Consider the following 16,583-nt stretch of genomic DNA (forward strand, 5'->3'; position numbering starts at 1 on the left):
CCCTCGAAAAAGTCCTTGATTTACAAGGGGTTTTTGGCCCCTAAAGCGTGACACTTAGCCCTCTGTTTGCGCTTGCGCTGGGCGGCCTTGATACGCTTCATGCGTCCGGCACATTCCGGGCAGTATTTGGCCCGGTTGGAGCCGGGGGTGAACAGCGCCCCGCAGACGGCGCACCGCTTGGCGTCCAGGCGGTGGAACAGTGCCGTTTCCAGTTCCCTGTCCAGCGGCAGCACCGCCGCCCGGAACCACCGGCACAACAGGGAGTAGGAAATAGACTGGACACAGACACATTCCTCCCCATCATCCAGCGCGATACAGTGGCCGCCGTCATAGTTGCAGCACTCATGTACCAGCCGCCGCGCTCTGCGGTACTGGCGGTAGTCCATGACGGGGATGGGTTCAGGCTTGCTTTTCTTCATGCTGGCACTTCCCGCACCCGCCGCAGTTGCCGCAGCCCTGGCAGGCATGGGCCTCCGGCTCCGGGCCGGTGGGCGTGTCTGCCGGTTCCGGCTGCAAGAGGGCAAGGGGCAGGCGGATATTCAGGTGGACGGTGACGGGTAAAATAATCTGCTTCATACAGTGACCTCCTTCAATGAATTTACTGTTAAATATTCGTGCAAAGTATTGTTTTCTTCGTGCAAATAGCATATACTAAAAGTACCAGCAGAAAGGGGTTGATGATATGGCTGGAAATACCACAAACATCAGTATCCGCATGGACGCGGATTTGAAAGCACAGGCCGACGCTCTTTTCAATGAGCTGGGCATGAACCTGACTACGGCGTTTAATATTTTCGTGCGCCAGTCGCTTCGTGAAGGCGGCATTCCCTTTGAAGTGAAGCTGGAACAGCCCAACAAAGAAACGATTGCTGCCATGCTGGAAGCGGAAAGGATTGCAAAAGACCCGTCTGTAAAGGGATACAATGACCTTGACGAGTTGTTTGCCGACCTGAAAAAATGAGGAAAACAAAGTACACCGTCAAGTACACGACCGCTTTCAAAAAGGACTACAAGCGGGCAATCAAGCGCGGCCTGAAAATCGAATTGCTGGAACAGGTCGTGGCGCTGCTGTCGATGGGCGAACCGCTGCCGGAGAAGAACCGCGATCACGATCTGTCCGGCGATTGGGTGGGGCATCGGGAATGTCACATTCAGCCGGACTGGCTGCTTATCTACCGAATTGAGGACGATGTGCTGGTGCTGACGCTGGCCCGTACCGGGACGCACAGCGACCTGTTCGATAAATGAGAGTGCTGCCGCCGTATGGGGAAACCTGTACGGCGGTTTTTCTGTGTACAAAGGGCGTCACGAAACATGACACCCCCGTGAGGGGTCGGTAAAACGCCGTACCCTTTACCGCTCCGGCTCCCGGTCATGGGACTTGTCCTGTTCCTGCCGGGCCAGTTGGTCGGCGGCCTTGCGGAGCCGTTCCACGGCTTTCAGTTCCTCCCGCATGGCCTTCATGTCGATGCTGTCCACCTGCTTCTGGGCGGTCAGCAGGTCGATCTCGTGCCGCCATTCCTTCGGGGAAAGTTCTTCGCCGCTGGCTTTCAGTTCTTTCAGATACCGGGCCGCCGCGTCATAGAGGATCAGTTCCCGGCTGTGACGCTGCTCGAACAGTTCCCGCTTCTCCGGCTTTACCTTGGCAAGCTGCTTATGGACAGCCTTGTACTCGTTGTACTGCGCCCACATTTCCCCGCGCTCAGTGAGGACAGCGATCCGGCGTTCGGCCTTGACAATCCCTCGCCGCAGGTCATAGTAACGGGTGTTCATATCTGCGATTTTTTCATGGAGCTGCTGCATGGACTGGATGCCGTTTGCCTGCAAAAAGCTGAACAGGGCGGCGCTCTCCTGCAAAGCCCGGATTTTGCCGGTGCGGGTGTCGGGCCGCTTGAGCTGCTGCTGGGCCTCCCACAAGTCAATCATGCTGGGCTGCTGGCCCTCCGGCTTTTCCGCCTCGGCCTTAGACCAGTTGTAGAGGCGGGTAATGCGGGCCTTGATTTCCTTGAGCAGCTTGTTGTCGGCGGCGATCTGCCGGTTGACTTCTCCCTTGTCGGTGCGGATGCCGCGCTTCTCCATCTGGCTGGCCGCTGGCCCCAGGTGGACAGAGGGGATTTTATCAATGCCCCGGCGCTTGTAGCTGCGGTGGTCTACCAGGGCGGGCTGACCGGCGGCCTCCAATGCCCGGTTGGTATAAGCCGCCCATGCCACCCGCCAAATCTCCACATTCCCTTTGTCGTTCCAGTCGGTGGTGTCCTCCCGGTGGTTCTTCCACCCGCCTTTCCCGTCCGGGATGCGCTGGCCGTTCTCGTCCAGGTCGTATGCCTTGTGGCACTTCGCGCCCCATGCGCCATTTTCTTTCAGGGGCCGGACGGTCAGCATGATATGAACATGGGGGTTGCCGGTTCCCTTGTCATGGATGGCAAAATCAGCACACATCCCCTTGTCTACAAAGTTGTCCTTCACATAGGCCCGGACAAGGGCAAGCTGCTGTTCCCTGGACAGTTCGCGGGGCAAAGCCGCCTCGATCTCGCGGGCAAGCTGGCTGTCCCTGGCTTTCTCGATCTGTTCCACACTGTTCCAGAGGGTAGCGCGGTCTGCAAACTCTGGCGGGGCGTGGGCGGGCAGCATGACTTCCGCATGGACAACGCCGCCCTTCCGGGTGTAATCATGGGTCAGGCCGTCCCATTCATTTGTCAGTTTGGTTCCGCTTCGGTAGGCGGCTGCGGCAACAGCGGAACGGCCCTCGCTGCGCTTGATGATACTGACGGGGATATGGCAAAAATCTATGGGTGGCACCTCCTTTCGGCGGGGATATTTCAGGCTCCGTGGAGCCGAACAGACGCGAAGCGGGTGTTTGGCTGCGCGGGGCGCACAAGGGGTTTGGGGAGTGTAGCTCCCCATCGCGGACGAAGTACGCAACGGCCCCCGGCAGGGCGCACGACACCGGCAACGGTGTATAAGTGCGCCCTTGTAAACAAGGGACTTATGGCTTGTCCCCGGATTTCGGCAGTTTTGCGGCCAGTTCCGCCGCCCCCGGAAGATGGGACAGGGCAATCAGGAACGCCTTGACCTCTACGCCGGGAAGGTCGGGGGCCAGAGGGAAAATGCCCTCCAAAGCGGCCCCGCGCTCAATCAGGCGGCGGGTGCGGGCCTTGCGTTCCTCGTTGCGCTGCTTGTTCTCCAAAATCTTCTGGCGGTTCTCAAGCTGCCGGATTTCCTTCAGGATTTCTTCGCGCTCGTCTTTTTTCTGCTTCGCTTGGGCGGTGATTTCTTTGTGCATATCGCGTCCTCCTTCAGCGGCTCCATCCAGCCGCGCTTGATATAATATTTCTGCAACTTGATAATGGCGTTGCGAACCGTGACAATGGCCGCTGATGTCGTAAAGCCTTCGGCCTCGGCAATCTCCTTAAACTGCTTGCCCTCCCAAAACCGGGCGTGCAGGCAGCTCGCCTGCCGGGGCGTCAGGGTGGCAAGGGCCTCCCGGAGCCGCTGCAACATCAATTCATGGGCTTCTTCTTGTTCCCGGCGTGTTTCTTCTTCCAGCAGAGTGTCCTCAGCGGAGAGGGCATGAGAGAGCAGGTGGTATTCCAGACCGGGGGAATAGTCCATCGAGTAAGTATGGCTCCATAGCCGCTGCTCGGAGTTGTGGTCGGTGCGCCATTCCTCCGCGATGGCGTCGGCGATCTCGTCCGGCAGTTCGATGAAGGTGTCTGTTTCGTAGAGGGGGTAATAATACTTTTTCAGGTTGATGGTTTTCATAGGCCGCTTGTCCATTTCCGGCGCATGAAGTACCGGCGCAGCCGCCGGAGCGCCGCATGGATGGACTTCCCCGCCTGGGATGGAGTGATACCTTCCATCGCGGCAATGTCCTTCACTTTCATCCCCAGCATATACCGGGCATGGACGCGGCGGGCCTGCGCTGGGGTCAGAGAGGAAATGGCCTCATAGAGCCGCCGGAGCAGTTCAGCATATTCGGCCTGCGCCTCCTTTTCCATCAGGCAATCCTCCGGCGATGGCTGCGCCCAGCCGATGGCGGCATTCTCAATCCCATCATCGCAGTCAAGGGAGTAAAACGCCTTGTAGCGGTACATCTTGCGCTCCCTGGCGGCCTCGGCCCGCTTGTCCAGCAGGAACGCTTCAACGATTTCATCTGACACCTCCACAAAAGTGTCCTCGGTGCAGAACGGGTAATACTGTTTGAGGTTGATCGTCTGCATAGGCCCGCCCTCACTCTGCCGGGAAAAGGCAGTCATAGCAGCGGCGCATATTCCGCAGGCCCCGCCAGATGGCAACGCTGACCTTGCTGCTGTGTACGCCCTCCCTCCGGGAGATTTCCGGCTGGCTGATACCGGCGATGTAGTAGGCCCAGACACGGCGGGCCTGGGTGGGTGTGGCATGGGCCAGGGCTTCCGGCAAGGCGGCCAGCAGCCGCAGATGGGCGGCCCGTTCCTCGCGCTCCAAAAGGATTTCCTCCGGCGATCTGCCGTGTTCCAGCGCGTAGTTCTCCGCCCAGCTATATGCGTCCAGGGAGTACCAGGCGCGGTGGTAGACCTTCCGGCGCTCATAGTTGTTCATCTCGCGCTGGGCCTGCCGCATGGCCTCCCAAACCTCGTCACTGACCTCTACAAACTCGTCGTGCCGGTAGTGGGGATAAATCCACCGCAGATTGATGGTTTTCATAGGCTTACCTCCTGAAAATGGGAGAGGCGGGCAGCTTGTCCGCTGTCCGCCTCCCGCTGGGATAAGGGAAACAATCCCTTTCACTTGGTAGCCCGAAAAGGGGTCATTCGTATGGGTGGTTTCTCAAAATTTTTTTGAAAATTTTTCTGACCGCTTCAATGGAGCCTTGCACCGAACTCTTGGAGCAGCCGCACAGGGCAGCGATCTCCGTAAGGGTCAGCCCGTCCAGGGCATAGAGCAGGAACCGGCGGCGCTGAGCCTCGGTGCAGGTGTCCAGAACGGCCATCAGCTCGCCCAGCGTTTCCATGCGGCAAAGGTATTCCTCCGGCGTTTCGCCGTAGATACCCACGCCCTCGGTGGCAACTATGTATTCGTCAAACTCCCGGCCATCCCAGTGCCGCCGCTGCTCATGGAACAGGTTCTCGGTCTTGTGGTCGGCCCGGTCAAGAAATTCATAGACTTCCAGCGTGACCTCCACGGCCACAGCTTGTCCGTTGTAATGGATGGTGACTTCCATCTGCCTTTCCTCCGTTCAGATTTTTTGCGGGAAAATCTGAACGGGGCGGCGGGGAACGACACCGGGGGCAGGGTTCGGGCCATGTTGGCCCGATGTTCCGGCCCCATAGGTATGAAAAAACGCTCGGACAGCATGAAGCTATTCGAGCGCAAAAAACACGGTATTCAGTTACATTGTGACAATTTTCGCACTGGCTGCCAGACGGGGCCTGTCCGGTGGCCGGGATTTTTTTGACGATAGTGCAAACATCGTCTGAATTTGTCGGCGGTCAGTGTGCTTCATGGCGGCTCCCTCCTAAAGCCGCCGTGTCAGCGTGTAGGCGTCACTCCTTTGTCGAGAGCATAAGGAACGGCGGCCTTGATGTACTCAAAACCGCCGCAGTACCCTGAAAATCCATTATAGGCGCACGAAGCTACCTGCCCTGCAACGGTTTTTTCTTTTCCCCGTTGGTCGGGGCAGGATCGCTTGGCTTATTCGGTTTATTCTTGGTCTTGTGCGGCTGCCTCTTTCAGCCGCGAAAAGCTCTCATCGCTGATGATGTGTTCAATCCGGCAGGCATCGGCCTCCGCAGTTTTTGGGTCAACGCCTGCGGCGATAAGCTGCTCGGTAAAGAAGCAATGGCGCTCATAGATTTTTTCGGCAACCTCGCGGCCCACATCGGTCAGATGGAGAAAGTGATCTTCATCCATTGTAAGAAAGCCGCCGTCCCGCAAGGTAGCCACTGCATGGCACACGCTTGGCTTTGACACCTCCATGTGCCGGGCCACATCTACGGAGCGTACCATACCGAGTTTCTTTTGGAGAACAAGGATGGTTTCCAGGTAGTCCTCCCCGGACGGAGTTATTACGGGCTTCATAAACTCTTTGCGCTCCTTTGCCTGTTTTTGTTGCAATTCTTCCCATGCTTCACGAATAATCAAAGAAAACACCTTGGCACGCCCCCTTTCAAGAATAATAGGTTCTGATGTTTATGCAAAAGAAATCACTTTAGTTTCCAGCCACTTGCCAGTTCACGCTGTTTCCAAAAACGACTATAAATTCCATCTTGAGAAATCAGTTCTGCGTGCGTTCCTTTTTGCGCCACTTTGCCATCCGATATAACGACAATCTGATCGGCATTTTTTACTGTTGATAAGCGATGTGCAATGGAAATCAGTGTTTTTCCCTTTGTAAGCTGTTCAATCGCTGCCAACAGTTCATGTTCATTCTCCGGGTCAACGCTGGATGTTGCTTCATCCAGGATAATGATTGGAGCATCTTTCAAAATGGCTCTCGCTATGGAAATACGCTGCTTTTCACCGCCAGACAAAGTAGAGCCACCTTCACCCACCTTTGTGTTATATCCTTCGGGCAAAGATACGATAAAGTCATGGCATTGAGCCTTTTTTGCTGCCTCCACGATTTGCTCATGGCTTGCATCAGGATTGCCAAAGCGAATATTATTCTCAATGGTATCATTGAAAAGGTAGACGCTTTGAAAGACCATGCTGATATATTGCATAAGGCTATCAGCAGTGTAATTTTTTACATCCTGCCCGTCCACAAGAACCTGACCTTCTTGAACATCCCAAAAGCGGGCAATCAGGTTGCAAAGGGTTGTTTTACCTGATCCAGATGGCCCCACAATCGCGCAGGTAGTTCCCTGTGGGATAAGCAGAGAAACATGGTCGATAATTTTTCGGGACTTTTCATATCCGAAAGATACATCCCGAAGCTCAATATCAAACCGTTTCGGGACAAGTTTATTTGATGTTGTGTCCATCTGCGGGATGTTAGTAACTTCTTCAAGGCGGTTTAAGCCAGCGGTGACGACACGGGAAAGAAACGCACCATTTCCCATCTGCTCCATTTCGGAAAAAATGATAAAGGCGCTGACAATCACCATGAGGCACCACGGCAACGATAAACTTCCCGCCAGATACAAAAGAACGGCGGCTAACATCAAAACACTGCCGGTTATCTTGTAAACAGCAGAGTACCATTTCATCAAAGCCATAGAAGCGTGTTCCTGTGCAAGATCAGCTTCTTTCTTTTTGCGAAAAGAGGCATAAACGGCATTTTCGCTACCATCCGCTTGGGAAAAGGCACGAAGCACCGCAATTCCCCGGATATATTCCAACGCCTGAGTCGTCATATCTTCTTGCGCCGCCAATACTTTCGGCGCGTGTTCCCTTGCAACTTGTCCAATAGCATGAAGAATTAAGATGCCGACAATGGAACCTGCAAGGGTGATTACTGCAAAAACAGGAACGGAAAATAGAAAGAAAACGATCATTACCAGCGCCATCAACGCTCCGCTGGTCAGATCAGTGACCGCCATCATGGAATATTGTTCCAACTCCGTTACTGTCGTTGTAAGTACATTCTGAATACTTCCCAAACGCTGCTCAGAAAAATATCCCATAGGTGCTTTTCGCATGAGGGAGCCGACATGAAGTCTGTAATCACGGAATATATCAAAGCCTTTAGCACTCATGGAAATATCCATAAGCCACTGAAAAAAGAAACGGCCCAGCACACTGATACACAAGACAGCAAAAGCTTTCCAGATTACATCCATTGTCAGGCTGTCCAGATCAGAGGCAACAATATAAACCGCCCATAAAACCATTGCCATACATACGCTTTTCAGGAAATTAAAGAGGATGCCCAGCAAGATTTTTGATTTATGCTTTCCCGCCAGATTGAGTATTCTTTTAATCATAGCAACCATTGCCTATCCCTCCTTCTTTTCCAGATTTGATGCTCCGACATACTGCTGCCACATTCGATGATACAGTGGACACTGTTCCAGTAATTCTTTCTGTGTTCCTCTGGCAATAATATTTCCCTTATCAACGACAAGAATTTGCTCCGCATTTTGAATAGTAGAAAGCCTGTGGGCGACAACCACAAGAGTTTTGCCGTGAACAAGACGCCCAACAGCCTCTTGGATTTGAGCCTCGCTTTCGGGATCAGCGTAGGCAGTTGCCTCGTCCAAAATGATAAGGTTTGACTGTTTCAGCATAGCCCTTGCAATCGTAATGCGCTGGCGTTCGCCCCCTGAAAGCCGATCTCCCGCATCACCGGCAAAGGTATCATACCCTTGCGGCAATTTCATAATAAAGTCATGGCAGTTTGCGGCTTTGGCCGCAGCCTCTACTTCCTGATCAGACGCTTGTGGGTTTCCCATGCGAATATTCTCTCGAATAGACTTATTAAACAAAAAGTTATCCTGCGCCACATAGCTGATTTCCTGCATCAGCTGATCGAATGGAATGTCTTTTATGTCCTTTCCACCATAACGAACGATACCGGAAGTCGCATCCCAAAATCCAGCCATCAGCTTTGCAATCGTTGATTTGCCAGAACCGGAAGCCCCAACGATAGCGGTCATAGTTCCTGGTTTTGTCTGGAAAGATATGCCATGAAGCACTTCTTTGGTATCGTTATAGGAAAACGAAACATTCTCAAAAGAATATGCACTTCCGTCAAATTCAACTTTCGCATCCGGCCGTTTTTGTTCCGGCGTTGCGAGGAAATCTTTGACGGGCTTCAGATTGGCGGTAATCGTTGTCAGCATTTCACCGGCACTTGCCAGCTTCATCAAAGGCGCAATCGCACCAATGGGGATGATAATGCACGCAACAAGGATCGGAAGTGAAATCTGCTGGTTCATATAGAGGTATGCACCAATGGGCAGACTTCCCAGCATTGTCGATGGAAGAATTGCCTTTACCGCAGCCATCCAAAACCAGCATTGCCGCCACCAATCAAGCGTACTGTCATGGAAAAAGTTCACTGAATTAGAAAACTTGCCAAAAGATGCTCCTGTACGGCTAAAGGCTTTTATGACCTGGATGCCTCCAACATATTCAACCAGCGCTGCGTTCATTTCGTTTCCGCTACGCAGATAGGTTTCCATTTTCTCACCATATCCGCGAAGCATCCCGAAAATAAAAGGGATGCAAAGAGGAATTGTAATGAGTGACGCCAATCCCATGCGCCAGTCCAACGCAAACAACAAAACAATGCAGGCTGCCGGAGCTGCGATATTTGAAGGGATTTCGGGGATAAAATGCGCTATCGCATCTTCTAATTTTGCAACATTATCTACGATGAGATTTTTATATACGCCGGATGGCGTTTCCAGCATGACACCCATTGGAACCTTTCGCATTTTTTCTGCAATCGCACACCGAATATTGCACAAAATGGTAAATGCAATCTTATGGCTGCGGCTGGATGCAACAATACCGAGCAGAGTTTTGAGAATGATACCTGCTGCGGCAATTCCGGCCCAAATCAGTGTACTATGTATCGTTGCTGTACCTGCGAAAACTTCGTTGGCAAGCATGGCGGCGGTCAAATAGGGGAGCATACCAAATAACTCTGACAGAACTGTCAAAATTACAGACAGCGGCATCTTTCCCTTGGCATCGCCGGAAAACTCAAAAAGAGTTTTTATTGGATTATCTTCTTTCTGCTTCATAAAGCCCCTCCTTCCTCAGAACCGAAAAATTGTTGAACATGCTGTCCGTTCTGTGTATCAAACGGCCCATACCATTTCACAGTCCCATCCTCAATAAAAATGAAATAGTCACAGCATTCTGCAATCAATTCCGGGTCATGGGTAATAATCAGCGATGTTTTCCCTATGGCGCTTAATTTCTTGAGGCAATTTGAAACCTCCAACATATGCCGATAGTCCAAACCGCTTGTCGGCTCATCAAAAACCATAATTTCTTTTTTTGATGCAATGGCACTTCCAATCGCCACGCGCTGTTTTTGCCCGCCAGATAACGAAAGGGGATGGATACTTTTTAATGCAGTTAAATCCATATCATGCAGGATCTCATCAACTATTTCTTCACGCTGAGCATCGTCCGTATGTTCCACGCTTATGGAGATTTCATCTTCAACGCTTTCTGTAAAAAGCTGATGATTGACATCCTGCATAACCAGATAGCAGATTTTCAGCCGCTGCCGGTTGCTGTATGTTTTACTTCCGAACGAGAACAAGCCTCTTGCCCGTTTCTCAAGCCCACACAGGCAACGGGCAAAAGTTGTTTTTCCAGCTCCATTTTCCCCGATAATTCCAACAATCGCACCTTTCGGAATAGATAAGGTCGGTATTTCAATCCCAACGCCATCCTTGTAATGAAACGATAAATCTTTCACAGAATAGCAGTCCGAACTATACGGTGTTCTGGCATTGGAGCCAAAAGACACTGGCGATATGGATCGCAGCCCACGGCGCTTGATTTCATCTGCTGACAGGCTCCAGAATGTATCAGCGGGCATATCTTCTTTGATTTCTCCATCGTTCATATAAACAACCCGATCTGCCACACCCTTCAAATAACTAAGCCGATGTTCAGCAACAATAACGGTCTTTCCCTGGGCTTTCCATCGCATGATAATATCTTTCAGCATCCAGATTGAGCGCCAGTCTAAATTAGAAGTGGGTTCATCCAAAACAAAAATGTCCGGCATGGGAATGGAAACTGAGGCACAGGCTATCTTTTGCTTTTCACCGCCAGACAGATGGAATAGATTTCGCCCAACAAGTTCTCCAATTCCAAATTCATTGATTGCGTTTTCTAAATACTGGCTGATTTGCTCAACAGGTACAGCCAGATTTTCACATCGAAAAATCAGTTCACTGGTAGAGTCAATATTAAAAAATTGTGTGCGCGGGTTTTGAAAAACAGAGCCAACCTTTCGGGCTACCTTATGGATCGGCTGCTTCGAGATGTTTTCTCCATTAAGCAGGACTTCACCAGTGAGCTGCCCCTCATAAAAGCTGGGAATAAGGCCATTCAATAGCCGTGTGATTGTTGTTTTTCCGCACCCTGATCCTCCACATATAAGGACAACTTCTCCATCGTGAATAGACAGATTTACATTCGTAAGAGAATTGTCCTGTTCGCTGTCCTTATAGCGGAAGGACACATTTTTCAGTTCGATCATCGTGCCCCTCCTTAAAACAAGTAATAGAGAATAAGTGCAGCAGTTAACAGAACCATCAAAAGGATGTCCAATCCTTTGATCTTTATTTTGCAATAATTACTTCTTTCCGTATCTACGCCGAGGCCGCGTGCAACGGCGGCAGCGGATAGTTCGTCACCAATTTGCACAACAGAAGCAATCAGCGGTACGAGCCTGTATTCCAACATGGCAATCGGCCCTTTACTAACTCCAATACCGCGCATTTTCATTGCATCCTGAATACTGTGGTACTCGTCCGCCACCGTAGGAAAGAAGCGAAATATCACAGCGAAAGGGATTGTGATTTTTCTGGTAATGTGCATTTTTTCCATCGCCGCCACAAACTCGCTGACTTTTGTTGTCTGTAAAAAACTCATGGCGATAAACAGGGTGGGCATCATACGAAGCACCACCTCGACTAACAAGCGAATGATAATACCTAAAAGGCTCATTCCAGATATGTACGCCAGTAGCCCATTTGCCCCATAAGCGGCACAATAGGCCGCCGCATAAACCGCGGCAAGGCCGGGCCTCCTGATGTTTATCAACATCAGGAAAGCCAGCCCTGCAAACACGATTTTCAAAATGGTATCAAGTTCGCTTTCAGACGATGGAACCATGACAAGACTGAACACCATTAAGGTATATAGTTTTGTCCTTGGGTCAAGATTGATAACGGCTTGCTGCGTATTCGTTGATACCTTACCACTCATTATGCAATTCCCGCCCGTTTGAAATGCTTGTTTAGGACAGCGCGGCCAATCAAAGCGCCGATGACACCGCCGACAGCAGTTGCAAGAATGACAACTGGAACCATATAGCCCTGCACTAAGGCTGCGAGGCTATCTGCAAAGGCATCACCCTGGCTGGCACGATACATTTCAACATAAGCATCGCCCATGATAAACATGGGGAGCTGTGTCCCGACCTGCCAAACACTGAAAACTGCATAGCCTGCCAGCATCGCTTTCCAGCTTTTATATTTTCCAGCCTTCATAATGACATCTGCCAGCAAGCCAAAGACAATGCCGGTAATCAGAGCGTAGTATCCATATCCCATCAGGAAAAAGATAAGGCCCAGAAGCACACCCATGATTGTCACAAGGCCGAAGGTTTTTACCTTCGTGTAGAAAAGGATGCAGGGTATGCCTGCAATGATCGCTGTCAGCACAGGATAAAAAACAGCCATCACCGGAACAAAGCCGGTCATTGCACACACATAGAAGATCACAAAATAAATGACCGTGAAGATTGCGACATTTACAAGATCGCGCACGCCAATTTTTGAGGTTTGCACATTGTTTTCCATAAAATATCCTCCTTTGTTTGTTAGTTGCTGCTAACCTATTTGTCAAAATGTAGCCGACGCTTTGAATATTCTCATATCAAACCATCGGCTGTAAGATTGTGTGAAAGCGCCTATACGCAGATCATTCGGGCGGCTTTAATCCGGCCACATGACATCACCTACTTTCCCGCCTTCAAAAATCGTTTTCCATCCGGCATTGAAGAACCAGCTCATACTTTGTATGTGCTTTTTAGCATCTTCTTTGGTCATATCATGGATAACGGTTTCAAAAAGGCCCGTATAAAAAGCGCTCGATAGCAGGTGGGCCAATTCCATTGTCAACCGGCCAGAAGAAATCGCATCGTTTCCAGTCTTTTCAATGTATTGCAAAGTGGTCTGTATATCAATCGCAACCACTCTGTGCATAAACTCCTGATAGCAATTTGTTTCGCCGCTGAGAAGCATGATTTTGAATTCATCAAGATGAGCGAAAACAAAATCCATCAGCTTTGAAAATTTGCCATTGGAGTAGCTATTGATTTGTGCTTTTTGTTCTTCCGGCTCTAAAGCCTCAAACCCGGCCAGCGTTTTTTGTAACAACTCGCAAAAGCCATCAGCAACAGGCTGGACAATACTGTGGTATAACGCCTCCTTGTCCGAATACCGATAGAGCAAGGAGCTTTTCGTTGTGCCTGCTTTTTCGGCAATATTACGCAAAGAAGCGTTCTCGTATCCATTGGCAAGAAATTCTTCTTTGGCACACTTGAGAATATTCTCCGTTACGCCTTCAATCATCTTGGCCATAGGCTCACCTCCTTCTTGTTTTAGTCCACCGGTCTAAACCGATGGTCTAAATATAGCATAGAAAGATCAGATAGTCAAGATGGTCTTTCTATGTTTGGTTGTTAATGCTAACGGAAAATAATGTAACAGGCGGAAAAAATCCGCCTGTTCGATGCTGTTAAGCCATAATTAACTCATCTAAAACAATTTCCTCCACCTGTGCTTTCAGCGTGTTCATCAGCCCCACCCAGCGCATAGGGTCACGGGCTTTCAATTCCTCGGTGACGCCTGCCGCCTCCATCATGCGGGGCAACATGGCGTCCATCCGTTCATGCGCCGCCCGGTCAATCTCCAACAGGTGCGGGTACAGCTTTTCGCTCAAAATCAAGCTGCTGTAAAGGCCAGGCCGGTGTTCCTTCAGGTAGCGTTGCCGCATACGGCCATACTTGCCGATGGGGGCCTCCGGCTGCTCGGAAAGTTTCAGGTTGGGGATGTAGTAATCCCCGCAGCGGATGTAAGTCAATTTGCTCATGTTCATCCTCCTTTGCACTGTGACGGTTAAACTGCGGCGCTGGCCGGTAAAGCGGCCTTGCGCGGCTCCTGCCTGGGTAACTGGCTGACGGGGATAAAAACGCCCTTTTCCATGTCCTCGGCCCGGATCGCGGCCTTTGTTGCCTCCACCTGGGCCCTGCGCTTGGCGTTGTAGCGTTCTTCCCATTCCTTCTGTTTGCCATTGGCCTTGCGGCGCAAGTAGTTCTGGTGAAGCCTGTCTTTGCGTTCCTCCTTCTTCCGCAGTTCTTCCTGTTCCTCCGGGGTCAGGGGAACCGGCTGCAAGGCGGGCGGGATATACCGGCCCACAAAGTTGAAGTAGATTTCAACCTCCTGCGTGGTATCCTGGCTGCCTTTCCGGGCGCGCTCATGGACAAGGATTTTCTCTACAAACTCGTTGAGCATGGTGTTTGTCAGCGTGTCGAAGTTCTCGTACTTATCAATCAGGGCAATAAACTTCTCCGCAGATTTCCGGCTCTGCTCATAGCCGGTAACGGCCTTTTCCAGTTCCGTGATTTCCGCATGGAGAGCGTCCTGCTCTTTGGCATACTGTGCGTCCAGGGCCTCATACCGGGCGTCCGGCAGCTTACCCAAGGCGTTGTCCTCATAGATTTTGCAAATCAGCTTTTCCAGTTCCCCGGCCCGCTTTTGGGCGGCGGCCAGCCGTTTCCGCTTTTTGGATATGTCGGCGGTTTGCTGGGCGGCCTGCGTTTCCTGGACGGTGCGGATAAACTCGGCCCGGTCATTTTTGGAATACTCCGCGATGGCCCGGAGCATATCGGTTATCAGGGTCAGGACGGCCTCGGCCCGGATGCGGTGCTGTGTGGGGCAAAGGGCGCCGATAGGGTACTTGCTGTACTGGCTGCAAGTAAACTGTGGGTCACGCTTGCCGTTATTGACGCGATGGACATACATCTTGCCGCCGCAGTCGGCGCAGTACATCAGGCCGGTCAAAGGGTGGGCCTCGCCCCAGCCGTCCGGGTAGCGCCGGACATTCGCCCGGATGCGCTGCACATTGTCAAAGGTTTCCTGGTCGATGATGGCCTCATGGGTATTCTCGAAAATCGTCCACTCGCTTTCGTCAACATAGTGGCTTTTCTTGTCCTTGAAGTGCTTGCGGGTCTTGAAATTGATAGTATGGCCCAGGTATTCCCGCTTTTTCAGGATGTTCACAATGGTGGACGATCCCCAGCCGTAGGGGTCTTTGACCGGCTTTGACCTGTTTACGCCCTCGTGAAAGCGGGCTAGATGGACAGCGGGGATTTCAACCTTTGCCTCGGACAGCAGCTTGGAGATTTGATAGGGGCCGTAGCCCTCCATCGTCAGGGAAAAGATGCGGCGTACCACTTCGGCGGCTTCTTCGTCAACAAGCCAGTGTTCCCGCTTTTCGTCCCACAAATAGCCGTAAATGACAGTGCCGGTTAGGTGCTTGCCGCTCATACCTTTGGATTTGAACACAGAGCGGATTTTCCGGCTGGTGTCGCGGGCATAAAACTCGTTCATGATGTTGCGGAACGGGGTAAAATCATCATCGCCTTTCAGACTGTCTACACCGTCATTGATAGCGATCAGCCGGACGCCGCGCTGCCGCAAAATCTCCATGACCTGGCCGACTTTCAGATAGTCACGCCCCAGGCGGCTCATGTCTTTGATAACAATGGCCTCCACTCGTCCGGCCTCGACTTCCTCCATCATCGCCAGAAAGCCGGGACGGTCAAAGCGGGTTCCCGATACGCCGTCATCGGTGAAGTGGGTAGGGTTTGGCAGCCCATTCCTGCGGGCAAACTCCTCTAACATCTGCTTTTGATGGCTTATGGAGTTGCTCTCGCCCTGTAATTCATCATCGCGGCTCAACCGCTCATACAGTGGGGTGATTTTCTCGTTTCTCATGGCTGTACCTCCTGAAATGAAAATACTCTAAGTGACTGCTTCACTAACCATGACAAAAACCATGATTAAGAAGTCACTTAGAGCATACATCTCCCGCAGCCAGCTTGTACTTTTTGTACTGACGGACGGCGAAGTGGTTGGGCTTCTCTGCCTCCAGCGCGTCAAACATCAGGTCCACGGGGTTCTTGAACTCCTCGTCATCCTCCCGGACCTCCATCGCGTTGATGAACTCGATGAGGGTGGAGAAATTCTGTTCCTCCACCGGGGCCTCGTAGTGGATATACCCAATGAGGGCGCAGTACAAAAGCGTCTCGGCCTTAACCCAAAAATCGTCCCCGGCCTTGCCCTCGCCCTTGGTGTTGGCGATCAGCGTCGTGACCAGTTTCAAGATGTCCTTTTCGGAGTGGATGTAGGCAAAGGGATTATAGTGCATGGACTTCTTGAAGTTGATGGTATTGAGGACTTTGATCCGATAAGGCTCATAGATGTCCTTGCCGTGCTTATCCTTCATGGGCTTGCCGTCCTTGCCCAGCTTGGGTGTGCCGCGCTGAAGCATTTTGCCGCACTCCACCAGGATGGTGCCTTTTGGGTCTGTCACCACATAGGAGCTGTGCATCTGCATCAGGTTCGGTTTCAGCCAGAAGCGGGTCTTGCCGGAACCGGAGCCACCGATCACCAGCACATTTTTGTTTCTGGCGGTCTTGGGGTCCTTGGGGCGGCTGTTCATGGTCAGGCTCTCGGTTTTAGTCAGAATCACATTGTTCTGGAACACCGGGTCGATGTAGGGTGCGATGTCCTCATGGGTGCCCCATGAAGCGTTTTGTCAAGTGCTTTTTTGAGTTATTGACGCAAATTCTTGTGAAAGTGCGAAAGTGCAAAGTGCAAAGGGTCTGCGTTTTGCAC

General features: G+C 51.6%; 19 protein-coding genes and 1 pseudogene. 2 read left to right on the plus strand and 18 right to left on the minus strand.

What is annotated here, in order from left to right; genetic code table 11:
• Positions 1-20: 20 nt before the first annotated feature.
• Both ACKTS9_RS15235 and ACKTS9_RS15240 read right to left on the minus strand, forming a co-directional pair.
• Positions 21-419, minus strand: a complete 399-nt coding sequence (locus tag ACKTS9_RS15235) for a cysteine-rich VLP domain-containing protein (protein WP_407881749.1) — start codon at positions 417-419, stop codon at positions 21-23.
• Entirely contained in the window at positions 400-576 is a 177-nt protein-coding gene (locus ACKTS9_RS15240; RefSeq protein WP_407881750.1) for a hypothetical protein, read from the minus strand. The genes ACKTS9_RS15235 and ACKTS9_RS15240 overlap by 20 nt, the downstream gene beginning before the upstream one ends.
• 106 nt (positions 577-682) lie before the next feature.
• Here ACKTS9_RS15240 and ACKTS9_RS15245 point away from each other — a divergent pair, with 106 nt between their 5' ends.
• A complete protein-coding gene (locus ACKTS9_RS15245; protein WP_407881751.1) occupies positions 683-961 on the plus strand; it encodes a type II toxin-antitoxin system RelB/DinJ family antitoxin in 279 nt (92 codons plus the stop codon).
• Entirely contained in the window at positions 958-1,248 is a 291-nt protein-coding gene (locus ACKTS9_RS15250; protein WP_407881752.1) for a type II toxin-antitoxin system YafQ family toxin, read from the plus strand. Before ACKTS9_RS15245 ends, ACKTS9_RS15250 begins: the two co-directional genes overlap by 4 nt.
• Positions 1,249-1,353: 105 nt before the next feature.
• Here the strand turns inward: ACKTS9_RS15250 and mobQ are convergent, their stop codons facing one another.
• From mobQ to ACKTS9_RS15330, 16 genes and pseudogenes are all read right to left on the minus strand, one after another.
• Complete coding sequence (gene mobQ, locus ACKTS9_RS15255) at positions 1,354-2,799, minus strand: MobQ family relaxase (protein ID WP_407881753.1); 1,446 nt, start codon at positions 2,797-2,799, stop codon at positions 1,354-1,356.
• 187 nt (positions 2,800-2,986) lie between these two features.
• Positions 2,987-3,283, minus strand: coding sequence for a DUF3847 domain-containing protein (locus ACKTS9_RS15260; RefSeq protein WP_407881754.1), 297 nt, complete (start codon positions 3,281-3,283; stop codon positions 2,987-2,989).
• Entirely contained in the window at positions 3,223-3,762 is a 540-nt protein-coding gene (locus ACKTS9_RS15265; protein ID WP_407881755.1) for a sigma factor-like helix-turn-helix DNA-binding protein, read from the minus strand. Before ACKTS9_RS15265 ends, ACKTS9_RS15260 begins: the two co-directional genes overlap by 61 nt.
• A complete protein-coding gene (locus ACKTS9_RS15270; RefSeq protein ID WP_195560275.1) occupies positions 3,759-4,220 on the minus strand; it encodes an RNA polymerase sigma factor in 462 nt (153 codons plus the stop codon). Before ACKTS9_RS15270 ends, ACKTS9_RS15265 begins: the two co-directional genes overlap by 4 nt.
• 10 nt (positions 4,221-4,230) lie before the next feature.
• Positions 4,231-4,683 (minus strand): RNA polymerase subunit sigma-24, encoded by a 453-nt coding sequence (locus tag ACKTS9_RS15275; protein ID WP_407881756.1) that lies wholly within the window; start codon positions 4,681-4,683, stop codon positions 4,231-4,233.
• Between the two features lie 103 nt (positions 4,684-4,786).
• Positions 4,787-5,200, minus strand: a complete 414-nt coding sequence (locus ACKTS9_RS15280; RefSeq protein WP_407881757.1) for an RNA polymerase sigma factor — start codon at positions 5,198-5,200, stop codon at positions 4,787-4,789.
• A 479-nt stretch (positions 5,201-5,679) separates the two neighbouring features.
• Entirely contained in the window at positions 5,680-6,057 is a 378-nt protein-coding gene (locus ACKTS9_RS15285; RefSeq protein WP_407882143.1) for a metal-dependent transcriptional regulator, read from the minus strand.
• 125 nt (positions 6,058-6,182) lie between these two features.
• Positions 6,183-7,913, minus strand: coding sequence for an ABC transporter ATP-binding protein (locus ACKTS9_RS15290; protein WP_087235883.1), 1,731 nt, complete (start codon positions 7,911-7,913; stop codon positions 6,183-6,185).
• Positions 7,914-7,916: 3 nt separating this feature from the next.
• Positions 7,917-9,671 (minus strand): ABC transporter ATP-binding protein, encoded by a 1,755-nt coding sequence (locus tag ACKTS9_RS15295; RefSeq protein WP_118425562.1) that lies wholly within the window; start codon positions 9,669-9,671, stop codon positions 7,917-7,919.
• Positions 9,668-11,152, minus strand: a complete 1,485-nt coding sequence (locus tag ACKTS9_RS15300; protein ID WP_407881758.1) for an ABC transporter ATP-binding protein — start codon at positions 11,150-11,152, stop codon at positions 9,668-9,670. Before ACKTS9_RS15300 ends, ACKTS9_RS15295 begins: the two co-directional genes overlap by 4 nt.
• Positions 11,153-11,163: 11 nt before the next feature.
• Positions 11,164-11,883, minus strand: a complete 720-nt coding sequence (locus ACKTS9_RS15305) for an energy-coupling factor transporter transmembrane component T (RefSeq protein WP_075877489.1) — start codon at positions 11,881-11,883, stop codon at positions 11,164-11,166.
• Entirely contained in the window at positions 11,883-12,479 is a 597-nt protein-coding gene (locus tag ACKTS9_RS15310) for an MptD family putative ECF transporter S component (RefSeq protein WP_075877490.1), read from the minus strand. The genes ACKTS9_RS15305 and ACKTS9_RS15310 overlap by 1 nt, the downstream gene beginning before the upstream one ends.
• 135 nt (positions 12,480-12,614) lie before the next feature.
• Complete coding sequence (locus ACKTS9_RS15315; protein ID WP_087235873.1) at positions 12,615-13,262, minus strand: TetR/AcrR family transcriptional regulator; 648 nt, start codon at positions 13,260-13,262, stop codon at positions 12,615-12,617.
• 157 nt (positions 13,263-13,419) lie between these two features.
• Positions 13,420-13,773: a TnpV protein gene (locus ACKTS9_RS15320; RefSeq protein ID WP_407881759.1), complete on the minus strand. Its 354-nt coding sequence runs from the start codon at positions 13,771-13,773 to the stop codon at positions 13,420-13,422.
• Between the two features lie 26 nt (positions 13,774-13,799).
• Positions 13,800-15,680 (minus strand): recombinase family protein, encoded by a 1,881-nt coding sequence (locus tag ACKTS9_RS15325; protein WP_204889798.1) that lies wholly within the window; start codon positions 15,678-15,680, stop codon positions 13,800-13,802.
• 91 nt (positions 15,681-15,771) lie between these two features.
• Positions 15,772-16,500 (minus strand): annotated as a pseudogene (locus tag ACKTS9_RS15330) (type IV secretory system conjugative DNA transfer family protein); the annotation flags it as partial.
• Between the last annotated feature and the right edge of the window lie 83 nt (positions 16,501-16,583).

This window comes from Owariibacterium komagatae, assembly GCF_045865535.1.
Classification (GTDB): domain Bacteria; phylum Bacillota; class Clostridia; order Oscillospirales; family Ruminococcaceae; genus Ruthenibacterium; species Ruthenibacterium komagatae.

Coding starts and splice junctions, on each gene's coding strand:
- ACKTS9_RS15235 (WP_407881749.1), bottom strand. CDS start 419: ATGAAGAAAAGCAAGCCTGAACCCATCCCCGTCATGGACTACCGCCAG.
- ACKTS9_RS15240 (WP_407881750.1), bottom strand. CDS start 576: ATGAAGCAGATTATTTTACCCGTCACCGTCCACCTGAATATCCGCCTG.
- ACKTS9_RS15245 (WP_407881751.1), top strand. CDS start 683: ATGGCTGGAAATACCACAAACATCAGTATCCGCATGGACGCGGATTTG.
- ACKTS9_RS15250 (WP_407881752.1), top strand. CDS start 958: ATGAGGAAAACAAAGTACACCGTCAAGTACACGACCGCTTTCAAAAAG.
- ACKTS9_RS15260 (WP_407881754.1), bottom strand. CDS start 3,283: ATGCACAAAGAAATCACCGCCCAAGCGAAGCAGAAAAAAGACGAGCGC.
- ACKTS9_RS15265 (WP_407881755.1), bottom strand. CDS start 3,762: ATGAAAACCATCAACCTGAAAAAGTATTATTACCCCCTCTACGAAACA.
- ACKTS9_RS15270 (WP_195560275.1), bottom strand. CDS start 4,220: ATGCAGACGATCAACCTCAAACAGTATTACCCGTTCTGCACCGAGGAC.
- ACKTS9_RS15275 (WP_407881756.1), bottom strand. CDS start 4,683: ATGAAAACCATCAATCTGCGGTGGATTTATCCCCACTACCGGCACGAC.
- ACKTS9_RS15280 (WP_407881757.1), bottom strand. CDS start 5,200: ATGGAAGTCACCATCCATTACAACGGACAAGCTGTGGCCGTGGAGGTC.
- ACKTS9_RS15285 (WP_407882143.1), bottom strand. CDS start 6,057: ATGAAGCCCGTAATAACTCCGTCCGGGGAGGACTACCTGGAAACCATC.
- ACKTS9_RS15290 (WP_087235883.1), bottom strand. CDS start 7,913: ATGGTTGCTATGATTAAAAGAATACTCAATCTGGCGGGAAAGCATAAA.
- ACKTS9_RS15295 (WP_118425562.1), bottom strand. CDS start 9,671: ATGAAGCAGAAAGAAGATAATCCAATAAAAACTCTTTTTGAGTTTTCC.
- ACKTS9_RS15300 (WP_407881758.1), bottom strand. CDS start 11,152: ATGATCGAACTGAAAAATGTGTCCTTCCGCTATAAGGACAGCGAACAG.
- ACKTS9_RS15305 (WP_075877489.1), bottom strand. CDS start 11,883: ATGAGTGGTAAGGTATCAACGAATACGCAGCAAGCCGTTATCAATCTT.
- ACKTS9_RS15310 (WP_075877490.1), bottom strand. CDS start 12,479: ATGGAAAACAATGTGCAAACCTCAAAAATTGGCGTGCGCGATCTTGTA.
- ACKTS9_RS15315 (WP_087235873.1), bottom strand. CDS start 13,262: ATGGCCAAGATGATTGAAGGCGTAACGGAGAATATTCTCAAGTGTGCC.
- ACKTS9_RS15320 (WP_407881759.1), bottom strand. CDS start 13,773: ATGAGCAAATTGACTTACATCCGCTGCGGGGATTACTACATCCCCAAC.
- ACKTS9_RS15325 (WP_204889798.1), bottom strand. CDS start 15,680: ATGAGAAACGAGAAAATCACCCCACTGTATGAGCGGTTGAGCCGCGAT.